The organism is Bradyrhizobium betae (assembly GCF_004123905.1).
Classification (GTDB): Bacteria; Pseudomonadota; Alphaproteobacteria; order Rhizobiales; family Xanthobacteraceae; genus Bradyrhizobium; species Bradyrhizobium betae_A.
Genome location: NZ_MZXW01000024.1, coordinates 61279 through 75266, shown reverse-complemented (window position 1 = coordinate 75266; position 13988 = coordinate 61279). Strand labels below are relative to the sequence as shown.

General features: G+C 63.4%; 14 protein-coding genes. 12 read left to right on the top strand and 2 right to left on the bottom strand.

Annotated features, from left to right (window positions below; genetic code table 11):
* Positions 1 to 102 precede the first annotated feature (102 nt).
* Together B5V03_RS21965 and B5V03_RS21960 are read left to right on the top strand one after the other, a co-directional pair.
* Positions 103 to 921: an ABC transporter ATP-binding protein gene (locus tag B5V03_RS21965; protein ID WP_129272480.1), complete on the top strand. Its 819-nt coding sequence runs from the start codon at positions 103 to 105 to the stop codon at positions 919 to 921.
* Positions 921 to 1709, top strand: a complete 789-nt coding sequence (locus B5V03_RS21960; RefSeq protein ID WP_129272479.1) for an ABC transporter permease — start codon at positions 921 to 923, stop codon at positions 1707 to 1709. The genes B5V03_RS21965 and B5V03_RS21960 overlap by 1 nt, the downstream gene beginning before the upstream one ends.
* 47 nt (positions 1710 to 1756) lie before the next feature.
* On the opposite strand, the gene B5V03_RS21955 is transcribed toward B5V03_RS21960, so the two are convergent.
* Positions 1757 to 2206, bottom strand: coding sequence for a cupin domain-containing protein (locus B5V03_RS21955; RefSeq protein ID WP_129272478.1), 450 nt, complete (start codon positions 2204 to 2206; stop codon positions 1757 to 1759).
* Positions 2207 to 2345: 139 nt separating this feature from the next.
* Between B5V03_RS21955 and B5V03_RS21950 the strand changes: the two genes are divergently transcribed.
* The 9 genes from B5V03_RS21950 to B5V03_RS41580 all read left to right on the top strand — a co-directional run bounded on the left by B5V03_RS21950 (position 2346) and on the right by B5V03_RS41580 (position 9936).
* Positions 2346 to 3371, top strand: coding sequence for an ABC transporter substrate-binding protein (locus B5V03_RS21950; RefSeq protein WP_164988194.1), 1026 nt, complete (start codon positions 2346 to 2348; stop codon positions 3369 to 3371).
* A gap of 29 nt (positions 3372 to 3400) precedes the next feature.
* On the top strand, positions 3401 to 4105 hold the full coding sequence (locus B5V03_RS21945; RefSeq protein WP_129272476.1) for an NUDIX hydrolase: 705 nt from the start codon (positions 3401 to 3403) through the stop codon (positions 4103 to 4105).
* Positions 4106 to 4200: 95 nt separating this feature from the next.
* Positions 4201 to 5511: an ABC transporter substrate-binding protein gene (locus B5V03_RS21940; RefSeq protein WP_129272475.1), complete on the top strand. Its 1311-nt coding sequence runs from the start codon at positions 4201 to 4203 to the stop codon at positions 5509 to 5511.
* A gap of 12 nt (positions 5512 to 5523) precedes the next feature.
* Positions 5524 to 6294 (top strand): ABC transporter ATP-binding protein, encoded by a 771-nt coding sequence (locus tag B5V03_RS21935; RefSeq protein WP_129272474.1) that lies wholly within the window; start codon positions 5524 to 5526, stop codon positions 6292 to 6294.
* Complete coding sequence (locus tag B5V03_RS21930; protein ID WP_129272473.1) at positions 6294 to 6998, top strand: ABC transporter ATP-binding protein; 705 nt, start codon at positions 6294 to 6296, stop codon at positions 6996 to 6998. The genes B5V03_RS21935 and B5V03_RS21930 overlap by 1 nt, the downstream gene beginning before the upstream one ends.
* Before the next feature lie 5 nt (positions 6999 to 7003).
* Positions 7004 to 7885 (top strand): branched-chain amino acid ABC transporter permease, encoded by an 882-nt coding sequence (locus B5V03_RS21925; protein WP_129272472.1) that lies wholly within the window; start codon positions 7004 to 7006, stop codon positions 7883 to 7885.
* Positions 7882 to 8901 carry a branched-chain amino acid ABC transporter permease gene (locus B5V03_RS21920; RefSeq protein WP_129272471.1) on the top strand — a complete coding sequence of 340 codons (1020 nt, stop codon included), beginning with the start codon at positions 7882 to 7884 and terminating at the stop codon, positions 8899 to 8901. The genes B5V03_RS21925 and B5V03_RS21920 overlap by 4 nt, the downstream gene beginning before the upstream one ends.
* A complete protein-coding gene (locus B5V03_RS21915; protein WP_129272470.1) occupies positions 8861 to 9781 on the top strand; it encodes a polyphosphate kinase 2 family protein in 921 nt (306 codons plus the stop codon). The genes B5V03_RS21920 and B5V03_RS21915 overlap by 41 nt, the downstream gene beginning before the upstream one ends.
* Positions 9778 to 9936, top strand: a complete 159-nt coding sequence (locus B5V03_RS41580) for a hypothetical protein (protein WP_164988193.1) — start codon at positions 9778 to 9780, stop codon at positions 9934 to 9936. The genes B5V03_RS21915 and B5V03_RS41580 overlap by 4 nt, the downstream gene beginning before the upstream one ends.
* Positions 9937 to 10070: 134 nt before the next feature.
* On the opposite strand, the gene B5V03_RS21910 is transcribed toward B5V03_RS41580, so the two are convergent.
* Positions 10071 to 10955: an MBL fold metallo-hydrolase gene (locus B5V03_RS21910; RefSeq protein ID WP_129272469.1), complete on the bottom strand. Its 885-nt coding sequence runs from the start codon at positions 10953 to 10955 to the stop codon at positions 10071 to 10073.
* Positions 10956 to 11622: 667 nt separating this feature from the next.
* On the opposite strand from B5V03_RS21910, the gene B5V03_RS21905 reads away from it, so the two are divergent.
* Positions 11623 to 13953, top strand: coding sequence for a mechanosensitive ion channel domain-containing protein (locus tag B5V03_RS21905; protein WP_129272468.1), 2331 nt, complete (start codon positions 11623 to 11625; stop codon positions 13951 to 13953).
* Positions 13954 to 13988: the final 35 nt, after the last annotated feature.

The window sequence follows — 13988 nt, the reverse complement described above, 5'->3', positions numbered from 1 at the left end:
GGAGGGTGGGGGTGACGAGGCCCATGCCTAGCACGCTTGGCGGCTTGATTGAACTTGGCCGCGCGAGCGGCTAAGGGATCGGGCCAAGTTCGGAGGGAACACATGACAACGCCCACGGCAGTGGCGCTGGAAGATGCCAAGGTTGCGTTCCGTTTGGGGGACGACCGGGTCTATACGGCGGTGGAGAAGGCGCATCTTTCGGTGGCGCAGGGCGAGTTCGTCGCCATTGTCGGGCCGACCGGCTGCGGGAAATCGACGCTACTCAACGTCGCGGCCGGCCTGCTCAAGCCCGCCGCCGGCAGCGTCAAGATTTTTGATCAGCCGCTCGCGGGGCTGAACCCGGACGCCGGCTATTTGTTCCAGGCCGATGCGCTGTTTCCCTGGAAGACCGCGCTCGACAATGTCGCGATCGGGCTCGAGATCAAGGGCACGCCACGTGCCGAGGCGCTGCCGCGAGCCCAGAAATGGTTGACGTCGGTGGGCCTGGGCGCCTTCGCGGGTCGCTATCCGCATATGCTCTCCGGCGGCCAGCGCAAGCGCGTGGCGCTGGCGCAGGTGCTGATCCGCGATCCAAAAATCCTGCTGATGGACGAGCCGTTCGGGCCGCTCGATGCGCAGACCCGCCAGGTGATGGGCAATCTGCTGCTCGACTTGTGGAATGCCGACCGCAAGGCCGTGCTGTTCGTGACCCACGATCTCGAAGAAGCGATCGCGCTGGCCGACCGTGTCGTGATCATGTCGGCCGGACCGTCCTCGCGTATCATCGGCGACTGGCGCGTCACGCTGCCGCGTCCGCGCGACATCTTTGAGGTGCGGCTCGACAAGGAGTTCCACGCGCTCCATCGCGAGATCTGGAGCGTGCTCAAGGACGAGGTCATGAAGGGTTACGCGCAATCCACGCAAGCGGCGGAGGCGGTCTGATGTCGCGCGTGACGCTGCTCGCGCTGCAAGTCCTGGTCGCCGTTGTCTGCCTTGTGCTTTGGCAGTTCTTTGCGAGCGTCCCGGTGTTTGGAAAAATCCTGCTGCCGCCGTTCTTCTTCTCCAATCCGGTCGACGTGTTCGCCCAGATCGTGAAGTGGTTCTCGTCGGGCGTGATCTGGAAGCATCTCGGCATCACGCTGACGGAATCGATCCTCGCCTTCGTGATCGGATCGGCCGGCGGTGTGTTGATCGGCTTCTGGTTCGCGCGCCAGCCGTTGGTCGCTGCCGTGTTTGATCCCTACGTGAAGATGGTCAATGCGCTGCCGCGCGTCGTGCTCGCGCCGATCTTCGCGCTGTGGCTCGGCCTCGGCATCTGGTCCAAGGTCGCGCTCGGCGTGACGCTGGTGTTCTTCATCGTCTTCTTCAACGTCTATCAGGGCGTGAAAGAAGTCAGCCGCACCGTGCTCGACAACGGCCGCATGCTCGGCATGAGCGAGCGGCAATTGATGCGGCACGTCTATTGGCCGTCGGCGCTGTCGTGGATGTTCTCGTCGCTGCACACCTCGGTCGGCTTCGCCGTGGTCGGTGCAGTCGTCGGCGAATATCTGGGATCGGCGGCAGGGCTCGGTTATCTCATTCAGCAGGCCGAGGGCATCTTCGACGTCGCCGGCGTATTCGCCGGCATGTTCGTGCTCTCGGCCTTCGTCATCCTGATCGATTTTGGCGTGACGCTGGTGGAACGCAGGCTGTTGGTCTGGCGGCCGACCGCGTCGGACGGGCGCGGCTGAAAGCAATGGGGCCCGCGCGTCGGCGCGAGCCCCGATAGCGTAAAGCCTCAATCCAGCAGCTTGGTGTCATCAGGTGCCTGCGGCGGGGTCTTGATCGCGATCGCCTTGACCTGTCCGCTGATCGGCTTGGTGCCGCCATGCGGCGTGCCCTTGGGAATGATGACGAGGTCGCCGGGCTTCACCGTCACTTCCTTGTCGCCGAGCCAGATCGTCCCGGTTCCGTCCAGGATGTACTGGATCTCGTTGGTGTTGGGATGCATGTGCTTGGGCACATTGCCGACCTGGATCGAGACGGTGGCGCCGTCGGCGCCCGCGAACATTTTTGAGCGGTAGCCGACATTGTTGGCGGGCCCGAGCGCATCGCCCTCCATCTCGCCGGTGTGGATGATCTGCGCAGTGACGTTCTCGGCGGCGAGCGCCGGCCGGAGCAGCTGGTTCGCGCCGCATCCGGCGACAAAGGCGGCGGCGATCGACAGTCCGGCAGCAAGGTGATTCATGGATGATCCTCCCCATCAAAGATTGTTGTTGTGCGACCATGCTATTGCGGCGAAAGGCCAATGGCCAGTGCCACTTAAGCGGTGCTTCTCAAGCCCATCCCGCTGCTCTATGGTGCCGCCAGCCGAACGGAGGAAACCAATGAAGAACACGATTGCCAGGCTTGCCGGAGCGCTGCTGGCGCTGACGCTCACCACCGGCCTTGCCGCGGCGCAAAGCAAGGTCACGATCGCGATCGGCGGCGGAGCCTGCCTGTGCTATCTGCCCACGGTGCTGGCCAAGCAGCTCGGCGAATACGAGAAGGCTGGCCTCAATGTCGAGCTGGTCGACCTCAAGGGCGGCTCGGACGCGCTGAAAGCCGTGCTCGGCGGCAGCGCCGATGTGGTCTCCGGCTATTTCGACCATTGCGTCAACCTCGCCGCGAAGAAGCAGGAGCTTCAGGCTTTCGTGGTCTATGACCGCTATCCCGGCCTCGTTCTGGTGGTCGCGCCCTCGCGCACCAACGACATCAAGTCGGTCAAGGATCTCGCCGGCAAGAAGGTCGGCGTCAGCGCACCCGGCTCCTCCACCGACTTCTTCCTGAAATATCTGCTGAAGAAGAACGGCCTCGACCCCGCCGGCACCGCGGTGATCGGCGTCGGCCTCGGCGCGACCGCGGTCGCCGCGATGGAGCAGGGCCAGCTCGATGCAGCCGTGATGCTCGATCCCTCCGTCACCGTGCTTCAGGGCAGTCACAAGGATCTGCGCATCCTCAGCGACACCCGCACGCAAAAGGACACGCTCGAGACGTTCGGCGGCGAATATCCGGGTGGCGCGCTGTACTCGACCGTGGCCTGGATCAACGGCCACGAGAAGGAAACGCAGGCGCTCACCAATGCCATGCTCGCCACGATCGCCTGGATCCATTCGCATTCGCCCGAGGAAATCATGGCGAAGATGCCGGAGGAGATGGTCGGCAAGAACAAGGACCTCTATCTCGCCGCGCTCAAGAACACGATCCCGATGTTCTCCGAGACCGGCAAGATGGACCCGAAGGGCGCGGACGCCGTGCTCGCCGTGTTCAGCGTCGGCTCGCCCGAGGTCGCGAATGCCAAGATCGACGTCAGCAAGACCTTCACCAACAAATATGTCGAGCAGGCCAAGAAGACCACGGGGAGCGCCAAATAACTGACGCGAAGGCAGTGTAATCAGGCGTCATGACTTCGCTGATCATCCATCGCGTCACGACGCTTGATCTTGCCGTGCGGCCGATCGTCTGGCCGTTCGCCGAGGAGCGCCGCACCGAGATCGCGGCGCATTTCGCCGAGAAGCAACGCGAGCGGCCCAAGATATGGAACGGCCGCGTCCTGCTCGGGCGCGATGCCGTTTTCACCGACGGCCATCTTTCCGCGACCTATTTCGAGACAGATTTCGCGAGCTTCCTCGCCTGGCGCGACTGGGGCTATCCCGACAAGGCGGTGTTCAACGGTTTTGGCATGGGCGCGCTGCTTGCCGCCGACGGCGCCTTTGTCATGGGCGAGATGGCGCATCACACCGCCAATGCGGGCCGCATCTATTTCCCGTCCGGCACGCCTGATCTCGACGACGTCAGGGACGGGGTGCTCGACATTCCCGGCAGCGTCGTCCGCGAGCTCGGTGAAGAGACCGGGCTGACCACAGCCGACTACCGGGCCGAGCCGGACTGGCACTGCGTTGTCACCGGTCCTTCGATTGCAATGATTCAGGTGCTCAACCTGAATGTGCCGGGCGACGTGGCCCGCTCCCGGATCGAAGCCAATCTCGCGCGTGAGGACGAGCCGGAATTGTCCGCCATTCATCTCGTGCGCGGGATGAGTGATCTCACGGCGTCCATGCCGCGATTTGTCACGGCCTTCGTCGAGCAGCAGTTCGCGTCGCGCTGACGCGCGAGGCTTGACATCGCTACGCGCAGCCCATGTGATGGGCCAAAAAGCAAAAGCAACAAGAATGCAATGCACAATCGTCCAGGGAGGTTTAGATGCGCCTGCGCATGGCTGTCCGCTTGGTACGTGGGCTGTTGGTCACGATAGCAGCGACGGGCTTGATGGCTTCGGCCTGGGCTGAAGATAAGAAGATCAAGATCGGCGTCGTTTTCGATTTGACCGGACCGCTCGCAGGCGGCGGGTCCGAGCTTAACTATGTCGGCGCCAAGATCATCCTCGACCATTTCGCCAAGACCGGCGTCGAGGGTTACAAGATCGAGGCAGTCTATGCCGACGCGCAGAGCAAGCCCGACATCGCCATCAACGAATCCGTCCGCCTGCTGGAGCAGGAGAAGGTCGACATGGTGCTCGGCTTCTTCTCCTCGGCGCAATGCGTGCCGGTCGCCGCACGCGTCGAGCAGCTCAAGAAGTTCATGTGGATGACGACCTGCATCTCGTCGGCCGTGTTCAACGAGAAGGGCTACAAATACGTGTTCCGCCCGCAGGCGAGCGGTGACCAGTTCGGCATGATGACGATGGATTTCATCGCGCAGAACACCAAGGCGAAGTTCGACAAGGAGCCGAAGGACCTCCGCGTCGCCATCATCCACGAGGACGGCGCTTATGGCGTCGACGTCTCCAGGGGCAACGAGGTCGGCGCGAAGAAGGCGGGCTTCAACGTCGTGATGAAGGAAGGCTATTCGGCGACCGCGCCTGATCTCTCCGCGCTGGTGACCAAGCTGAAGCGCGCCAAGCCTGACGTGATCTTCCACACCGGCTACAACCCTGACATCACGCTGCTGCTGCGGCAGGCGCGCGAGCAGGGGCTGAAGTTCGGCGCGCTGATGGGGCATGGTGCGGGCTACGGCGTCTATGAGAAGCTGAAGGAGGGCATGGGGGCGGATGCCGCCTACATCTTCAACACCGATCCGATTTCGATCTGGCTCGCCAACCAGAAGACGATGGATCCGAAGCTTTCGCCCGTCATCAAGATGGTCGGCGAGGAATTCGACAAGATCAGGCCCGGCGTTGCGATCCGCTCGGCCCATGTCGGCATCGGTGCCTCCAACACCTTTGTCTTCATGTCCGATGTATTGCCGCGCGCGATCAAGAAGTATGGCGGTGTCGATCCCGACGCGCTGCGCAAGGCGGCGCTCGACACTGATATCCCCGAGGGCGGCACCATGCTCGGCTTCGGCGTCAAGTTCTACGGCGAGGGCACGCCGATGGCCGGCCAGAACGAGCGGTCATTCCCGGTCGTGATCCAGTATATCGACGACAAGTCCTCGGTGGTGTGGCCGAAGAGCCAGGCGCAGCGCGAGGCCGTGCTGCCGCTGCCGAAAGGCACCACCTACAGCAACCAGTAGCGGAGCGGGGCGGTGCTGGAAGTCAGCGGACTGGTGAAACGCTTCGGTGGCTTTACCGCCGTCAACAGTGTGTCGTTCAGGGTTGACCAGGGCGAGATCCTCGGCCTGATCGGCCCCAACGGCTCGGGCAAGAGCACGATCTTCAACATGCTCTCGGGCACGCTTGCGCCGACATCAGGCTCGATCCTGTTCGCCGGGCACGAGATCGCGGGCCTTGCGCCACACCGGATCATCAACCGCGGCATCGGCCGCACCTTCCAGATTCCGCGGCCGTTCCGCCGCCTGACCATTTTCGAGAACGTCGCACTCGCAGGCTTTTATGGGCAGGGCCGCCACAGTCGCATCAAGGCCGAGGAGGCGGCCGAGCGAGCACTGGCGATGGTCGGCCTGCCGACCGACCGCCATGCCAGCGTCGATGGTCTCGGCGCCGCCGGCCTGAAGAAGCTCGAACTCGCGAAAGCGCTCGCCACCGCGCCAAAGCTGCTGCTTGCCGACGAGAGCCTCGGTGGCCTCGACGAGACCGAGATGGACCAGGCCGCCGACATGCTGCGCAACATCCGGGACGAGCTCGGCATCACCATCATCTGGGTCGAGCACATCATGGGCGTGCTGATGCGCGTCGTCGACCGCGTCATGGTGCTTGATCACGGCGAAAAAATTTCGGAGGGCCTGCCGAGCGCAGTTGCGGGCGACCCGCGCGTCATCGAGGTCTATCTCGGCACCGATGCCGAGACCACGCAGGCCGCGGCCGCCGAAGCGCGCCGCCGCGCGGGAGGGCAGTGATGCTGGAGCTTCGCGGCGTCAATGCCGGCTACGGCACCTTCCAGGCGCTGTTCGACGTCAATCTCGACGTCAAGGCGGGCGAAGCCGTCGGCGTCATCGGCCCCAACGGCGCCGGCAAGACCACCTTGATGCGCGTCATCTCCGGCCTGATCCGTCCCTCGCGCGGGTTAATCAGCACGGAGGGCGTCGATGTCCTGGCGACGCCGCCGCACAAGATCGTCAGCCTCGGGATCGCGCATGTGCCGGAGAACCGGCGGCTGTTTCCGCAGCTCTCGGTCGACGACAACCTCAAGATGGGCGCCTTCATGAAGGAGGCGCGCGGCCATTATGCCGAGCGGCTGGAGGTCGTGTTCGACCTGTTTCCGCGGCTGAAGGAGCGCCGCCACCAGATGGCCGGTACCATGTCCGGCGGCGAGCAGCAGATGTGCGCGATCGGCCGCGCGCTGATGTCGAATCCAAAGCTGTTGCTGCTCGACGAGCCCTCGGCGGGGCTGGCGCCGGTCGTGGTGCAGCAGGTGTTCGAGCTGGTGAAGCGGATCCGCGCCAGCGGTCTGACGGTGCTGATCGTCGAGCAGAACGTGCAGCAGGTGCTGAAAGTGGTCGATCGCGCCTATCTGATCGAGGCGGGCACGATCAGGGCATCAGGCACGTCGGCCGAGATGCTCGCGAGCGACACGGTCAAGGAAGCGTATCTCGGGGTGTGATGTTCATGCAGGCGTTCCTGGATATTTTCGACATCTATCTGCTGGAGGCCGTGATCAACGGCATCCTGCTCGGCGGCGTGCTGGCGCTGCTCGCGCTCGGGCTCAATCTGATCTTCGGCGTCATCGACGTCACCTGGATCTGCTACGCCGAGCTGGTGATGATCGGCATGTACGCCATGTATTTCATGGTCCAGTACTACGGCATCAGCTATTTCGTCGCCGCGCCGCTCACGATCCTGCTGGTCGCGGTGCTCGGCGCAGCGCTGCATTACCTCGTGATCGCGCCGCTGCTCACCGCGCCACCGATCAACCAGCTGCTCGCGACTGGCGGCGTGCTGTTCGTGCTCCAGAGCTTTGCCACCGTCACCTTCGGCATTGACTTTCGCAACCTCGGCATCCGCCTGCCGGTGCTCGCCTTCGGCGATATGAATTTCAGCTATGCCCGGCTGCTGTCCTTTCTGGCCGCGCTGGTCGGCATGGTCGCAGTTTACCTGTTCATGACGCGCACCTTCACCGGTACCGCGATCCGCGCGATCTCGCAGGACCGGCAGATCATGGCGCTGATGGGAGTCGATACCCAGCGGATCTATCTCATCACCTCCGCGATCGGCGGCGGGCTCGCCGGGCTCGCCGCCTGCCTGCTGGCGCTGCAATATGATGTGCATCCCTTCGTCGGCCTGTCCTTCGGGCCAATCACCTTCCTGATCTGCGTGCTCGGGGGCTTAGGCAATTTTATCGGCGGCTTCATCGCCGCCTTCGTGTTCGCCGAGATCATCTCGCTCGGCGGACTGTTCTCCGATCTCGAATGGGGCTACGTGCTCGCTTTCGCGTTCTTCATCGTCATGATGTTCATCCGGCCCGCGGGCCTGCTTGCGAGGCGCCGATGATGGGGCAGGGGCGTCTTGCAGCATGGGGGATAGGATTGGCGGTGCTCGTTGCGCTGCCTTTCGTCTATCGCGATCCCTATCATCTGCACATCCTGGTGCTGATCCTGATCTGGTCGTTCGCCTATACGTCGTGGTCGATGATGGGGCGGTTCGGCCTGGTCTCGCTCGGTCATGGCGGCTTTATGGGGATCGGCGCCTACGTCACCGCGCTGCTGTGGAATCACCTCGGCTGGTCGCCCTGGATCGGCATCCCCATCGGCATGGTCGCGGCCGGCGCGCTGGCGCTGATCGTCGGCTATCCCTGCTTCCGCTTCCGCATCACCGGGCACTATTTCGTGCTGGTGACGCTGGCGCTGTCAGGCATCGTGCTCCAGGTCATCACCGCGACGCGCGACTACACCGGCGGCTCGCTCGGCTATACGCCGAACCGCGCCTCGACCAACAAGCTGCTGGCGCTGCAATTCGACGACAAGATCACTTGGTACCTGATCGCGCTCGGGGTCTGGCTGTTCGGCATCGTGGTCTGGCACTGGGTCGACCGCAGCATGGCCCGCTATGCGCTGGAGGCGATCTCGGAGGACGAGGACGCTGCGGCGGCCGCCGGCGTCGACGTCACTGCGGAGAAGCTGAAGATCACGCTGCTCAGCGCGGTGATGACGGCGCTCGCGGGCGCGGTTTACTGCCAGTACCAGATGTTCATCACCCCCGACACCGTCAGCGGCATCGCGGTGTCGCTCCAGATGGTGTTCGCGGCCATCGTCGGCGGCCTGTTCGTCTCGCTCGGCCCGACCGTCGGCGCCGTCATCACGATTCTGCTGGCCGAGACCCTGCGCATCGGCTTCGGCACCAAGGCGGTCGGCTGGGACAACCTCGTCTACGGCGTGCTGCTCGTGCTTTTCATCATATTCCTTCCCAAGGGTATCCTTGGTAGCGTGCTCGACCGACTGAAGCCGCAACGCAAGGTGCCCCGCGCTCATGAGCAAGAAGCCGTCCAAATCGCTCGCCCAGGAACTTGACCGCTACATCACGCCGTTCCGCCACGATGGTTCGGGCAAGTTTCATCTCAAGGACCACAAGACCGACGAGAAGGGCGATCTCGACAAGGAGAAGGCGCAGGAGCTTCTCGACGCCAACAAGAAGCGGCTGATCGAGTTTCAGGAGAAGCTCTACGCCCAGGATCGCTGGTCGCTGCTGATCGTGTTCCAGGCCATGGACGCCGGCGGCAAGGATTCCGCCATCAAGGCGATCTTCGAAGGCATCAATCCGCAGGGCTGTGAGGTTTCCGCCTTCAAGGCACCGAGCAGCAAGGAGCTCAACCACGACTTCCTCTGGCGCCACGCGGTGGCGCTGCCCGAGCGCGGCCATATCGGCATCTTCAACCGCTCGCATTACGAGGAGTGCCTGGTGACGCGGGTGCACCCGGAGATCCTCGCCAAGGAGAAGCTGCCGCAAAAGCTCGTGACCAAGAACATCTGGACGGAGCGGTTCGAGGATATCTCCGCCTGGGAGCGCTATCTCTGCCGCAACGGCACGGTGGTGCTGAAATTCTTTCTCAACGTGTCGAAGGACGAGCAGCGCGAACGCTTCCTCGACCGGCTGGAGGATCCGTCAAAACAGTGGAAGTTCTCGATGGACGACATCAAGGAACGCGCGCTGTGGCCGCGCTACCAGGCAGTCTATCAGGACATCGTCCGCCACACGGCAACCTCTCACGCGCCGTGGTACGTGGTGCCCGCCGACCACAAATGGTTCGCCCGTGTCGTGATCGGCTCGGTGATCAATGCCGCGCTCGAAAAGCTCGACCTGCGCTTTCCCCGCGCCGACAAGGCCTCGGTGGCGGAGTTCGACGCGGTGCGCAAGGCGCTCGAACAGGAGGGGAAGAAGCGTGCGAAATGAAAAATGCGAAAACAACCCCATGCACAGTAGCCGGTGATGGTGAAATCAACGGCTTGGTGCTGCCATTCGGATTTTATGAATTTCGGTTGACGCGTCGGGCAAAACAGGGGCATAATGCCATCATCGCCGAAGACCGGCAGGGGTGGACAAAGTGACCTGTCCGTCGCCCCAATCTCCGCTCTCGTAGGGTGGGCAAAGCGCAAGCGTGCCCACCAATCTTCATGACGTGAGAGGTGGTGGGCACGGCGCAAGGGCGCCTTTGCCCACCCTACGGCTTCTGAGCCGGCCGTTAGTAACCCCGGCCCCACCAGTAGCAGAAGCGCTCGACATTCGCGGGAAGGCTCGCCTCGTAATTCGCCCATTTCTCGTATTTCGGCAGCTTCACTTCCTTCATCGCGGTGTCGAAGCATTTGCCGGCATCGGCCGCCTTCTTCACCTCGGCGGACAAATCTTCCATGTAGGCGATGTCGTCCTCGACGTCCTTCTTGGTGCCGAAGCGCCCGCCGGCATAGGGATGGCCGGGGATCATCCGTTCCCAGTCGAGCGACGCCAGCTTCTTCAGGGAGGCGATATATTCAAGCGGCGAGGCGTTGTCAGGAATGTTGCGGAACTGGACGGACTCGATCGGCGCGAAATCGACCACGAAGACGATCTTCTCCTTCGGCAGCCGCATCACCAGCGAATTGTCGGAATGGTTGCGGCCGACATAGTCCAGCTCCAGCGTGGTGCCGCCGAGCGTGATGCTCTTCTTGTCGTCAACCACCTGGTCCGGCATCACGACGTCTGCGAGCAGTGAATTCTGCTTCTTCAGCTCGAGCAGGCGTTCCTTGGTGCGCCGGTGCGCGACGAAGGTGGCGCCGAGATCCTTGAAAGGTTGGCCGCCGGCGATGTGGTCGTAGTGATGATGGCTGTAGACGACGTATTTGATCGGCTGGTCGGTGACGGCCTTGATCGCGTCGATATAGGGTTTCGCGGGCCGCAAATAGGAGATCGGATCGGTCGCGATCACGCCCTTCGGCGTCACCACGAACATCGACTGATGGCCGCCATTGCGGAAGATGTAGACATTGTCGGTGCCGTCGACCTTCCTTGTGGAGGTCTGCGGCGGGCTTTGCGCGAACGCTGATCCGGTTACGAGGGCAGCGAGAACGGCGATGCAAAATGATGTCTTCATCTCTGGCTTTCTAGAAATAGGATGGGGCGGGAGAGGCGGATGTTCTCTTCGACACAAACGCTGCTGTGAGGGATTTATTCCGCTGTTTCGTGCGGCCAATCTGTCGCGGCGACGGCATGGAACAGGCCTCAAATGTGATTTGACAGCCCTCGATCCCGCTTGACAGTTTTATGTCACGGGAGGACCATGCCGATGGTCGCGCGGATACGCGACGCGTAACGTCCACCTCATGAGCAAGGGGAGGTCTATGACACCACCTCCGCAAATCCAGCCGCGTTAAGTGCGATGGAGCTCGTTCGGACTATCGCATAGCGGCGGAAACCGCGAACGGCACGCCGGGTACAGGTTTAGAGGGCTGCATCAGTGAGGCAAAGCCCCTACCTGCCCGGCGCTGTGCGTTTTGGGCGCATTCACTGCATCGTAGGAAATGCCAAGAGATTGTCGCCTCATCAAGCATGATCCGGAAAAGTGTGAAGCGGTTTTCCGAAAAGATCATGCGAAAACAACAACCTAAAGCGAGATGACGATTCATCCCAATCTCATCGCGGTTTAGGCAAACTTCCGACACACGATCGGGGCGAATAGCGGCATCCGACATGACGCATGCGCTTGGTGCGGTGACGATTCGACCGCCGCCGGCGCATTTTCATTTTTTCAAGGAATCCGCGTGTCGCATAAGCTTGCCCCGGCGCTCCTCGCCATCATCTTCCTCGTCATCTCCTCTCTCTCCAGTGTCCGCGCCGAGCCGCAGGCGCCGGCTGCCAGCAACGCTGCTGCGCTGTCGCCGGACGAGGCGAAACGCGCACTGGAAACGCTTCAGGACGACAAGAAGCGCGCGCAGATGATCGACACGTTGCGCGCAATCGCGAATGCTTCAGGCCCGCAACAGCCCGCGCCCGAGCAGAAGTCGCCAATCCCGCTGTCGGCTGACGGCCTCGGCGCGCAGCTTCTGCTCACGGTGTCCGAGGAGATCGGCGAGATCTCGCGCGATGTCGCCGACATGGCGCGGACGCTCACGCATTTCCCGGCCTTCTATTACTGGATCGTGCGCACCGCGAACGATCCCGCGGCCTACAATCTGCTGATCGAGATCGCCTGGAAGCTCGCGCTGGTGCTCGGCTGCGCGCTCGCGGCGGAATGGGTGCTCTTCCGCATGATCAGGCGTCCGGTCGCGTTTCTGGAAGGGCGCGTGCCGCAAACCGCGCGTCTGCCGGCCCAGGCGCTGCCGATCGCCGATCCGCCGTCCTCGGTGGCCGATGTCACCCCCGCGCCCGAACTGCACAGGCGCCACCACAATCTGCTGCGGATCTGGCAGGTCATGCTGCGGCTGCCTTTCGTGCTCGGGCGCTTCGTGCTCGAGCTGCTTCCGGTGTTCGTCTTCGTGGGCGTCGCCACCGCGCTGCTCGGAACGGAGATCGGTGAGCCCACCACCGTCCGCCTCGTGATCCTCGCGGTCGCCAACGCCTATGCGTTCTCACGTGGGCTCATCTGCGTGGTCCGTGCGCTGGCGGGACCGTTCGGCCTGTTTCCGGTTCGCGCCGAGACGGCGGCCTATATCGAGATCTGGGCGCGCCGCATCGTCGGCGTCGGCGTCTCCGGCATCGCCTTTGCCAATGTGGCGCTGCTGCTCGGCCTGCATCGTGCCGGCTACGCCGCGCTGCTCCGCATGGTGATGCTGGTCGTGCATCTCTTCATCGTCGTCATCATCCTGCAATGCCGTCGCCAGGTCGCCGAGGCCATTCGTGCGCCGGCCGAACGCCAGGGCATCGCAGCGCGCCTGCGCAACCGCATCGCCGGTGGCTGGCATTATCTTGCCATCGCGCTGGACCTTGCGCTGTGGGCGGTGTGGGCGCTCAACATCCGCAACGGCTATTCGCTGCTGCTGCAATATTTCGTCGGCACCGTCGTGGTGGCGCTGATCACGCGCGTCGCCATCATGCTGACGCTGGGCCTGATCGACCGCGGCTTCCGCATCAAGCCGGAGATCCTCCAGCGCTTTCCGGGTCTCGAAGTCCGGGCCAACCGCTATCTGCCGCTGCTGCGCAAGGTCGTGTCCGGCGTGATCGCCTTCATCGGCTTCGTGGCCATGCTCGAAGTCTGGGGCGTGGACGCCATCGTCTGGTTCTATGGCGGCCAGATCGGCAGCCGGCTGATCTCGGCCGTGGTCACGATCGCTCTCGCCGCAGGCATTGCTGCTGCGATCTGGGAAGCCAGCAACGCGTTGCTGGACCGCCAGATCAACACGCTATCGCGCGATGGGCACTACGCCCGCGCTGCACGGCTGCGCACCTTCCAGCCGATGCTGCGCACTGCGCTGCTCTGCCTGATCGCGACCGTCGTCGGCCTCACAACGCTCAGCGAGATCGGCGTCAATGTCGCGCCGCTGCTCGCGGGCGCCGGCATCGTCGGCATCGCGATCGGCTTCGGTTCGCAGAAGCTGGTGCAGGATCTCATCACCGGCCTGTTTTTGCTGCTGGAGAACACGGTGCAGGTCGGCGACACCGTCAGCGTGTCCGGGCTGTCGGGCGTGGTCGAGAACGTCTCGATCCGCACCATCCGCCTGCGCGCCGGCGACGGCGCCGTGCATATCGTGCCGTTCAGCGCGGTCACGACCATCACCAATGCCAGCCGCGGCGCCGGCAATGCGTCCGTCAGCGTCAATGTCGCCTACAAGGAGGATACCGATCGCGCCGGCCAGATCCTCAAGGACATCGTCGACGAGATGCGCCGCGAGCCGGAGTTTCGCGCGGCAATCCGCGGCGACCTCGAGCTGTGGGGCATCGACAAGGTCGATGGCGCCATGGTGTCGATCGTCGGCCAGATCCGCTGCACCGAGGCAGGGCGCTGGCCCGTCCAGCGCGAATTCAACCGCCGCATGAAGCAGCGCTTCCAGCAGAACGGCATCGAGGTCGCATCCGCCACCCAGACCATTCTGATGCACGTTGCGCCGCCAGCGGACAACGCGGCCCATTTGACGCCAAGGCGGGCGGCCGGATAGGCGCTCCGCAAAAATTCCGACTTGCCTCTGCTCAC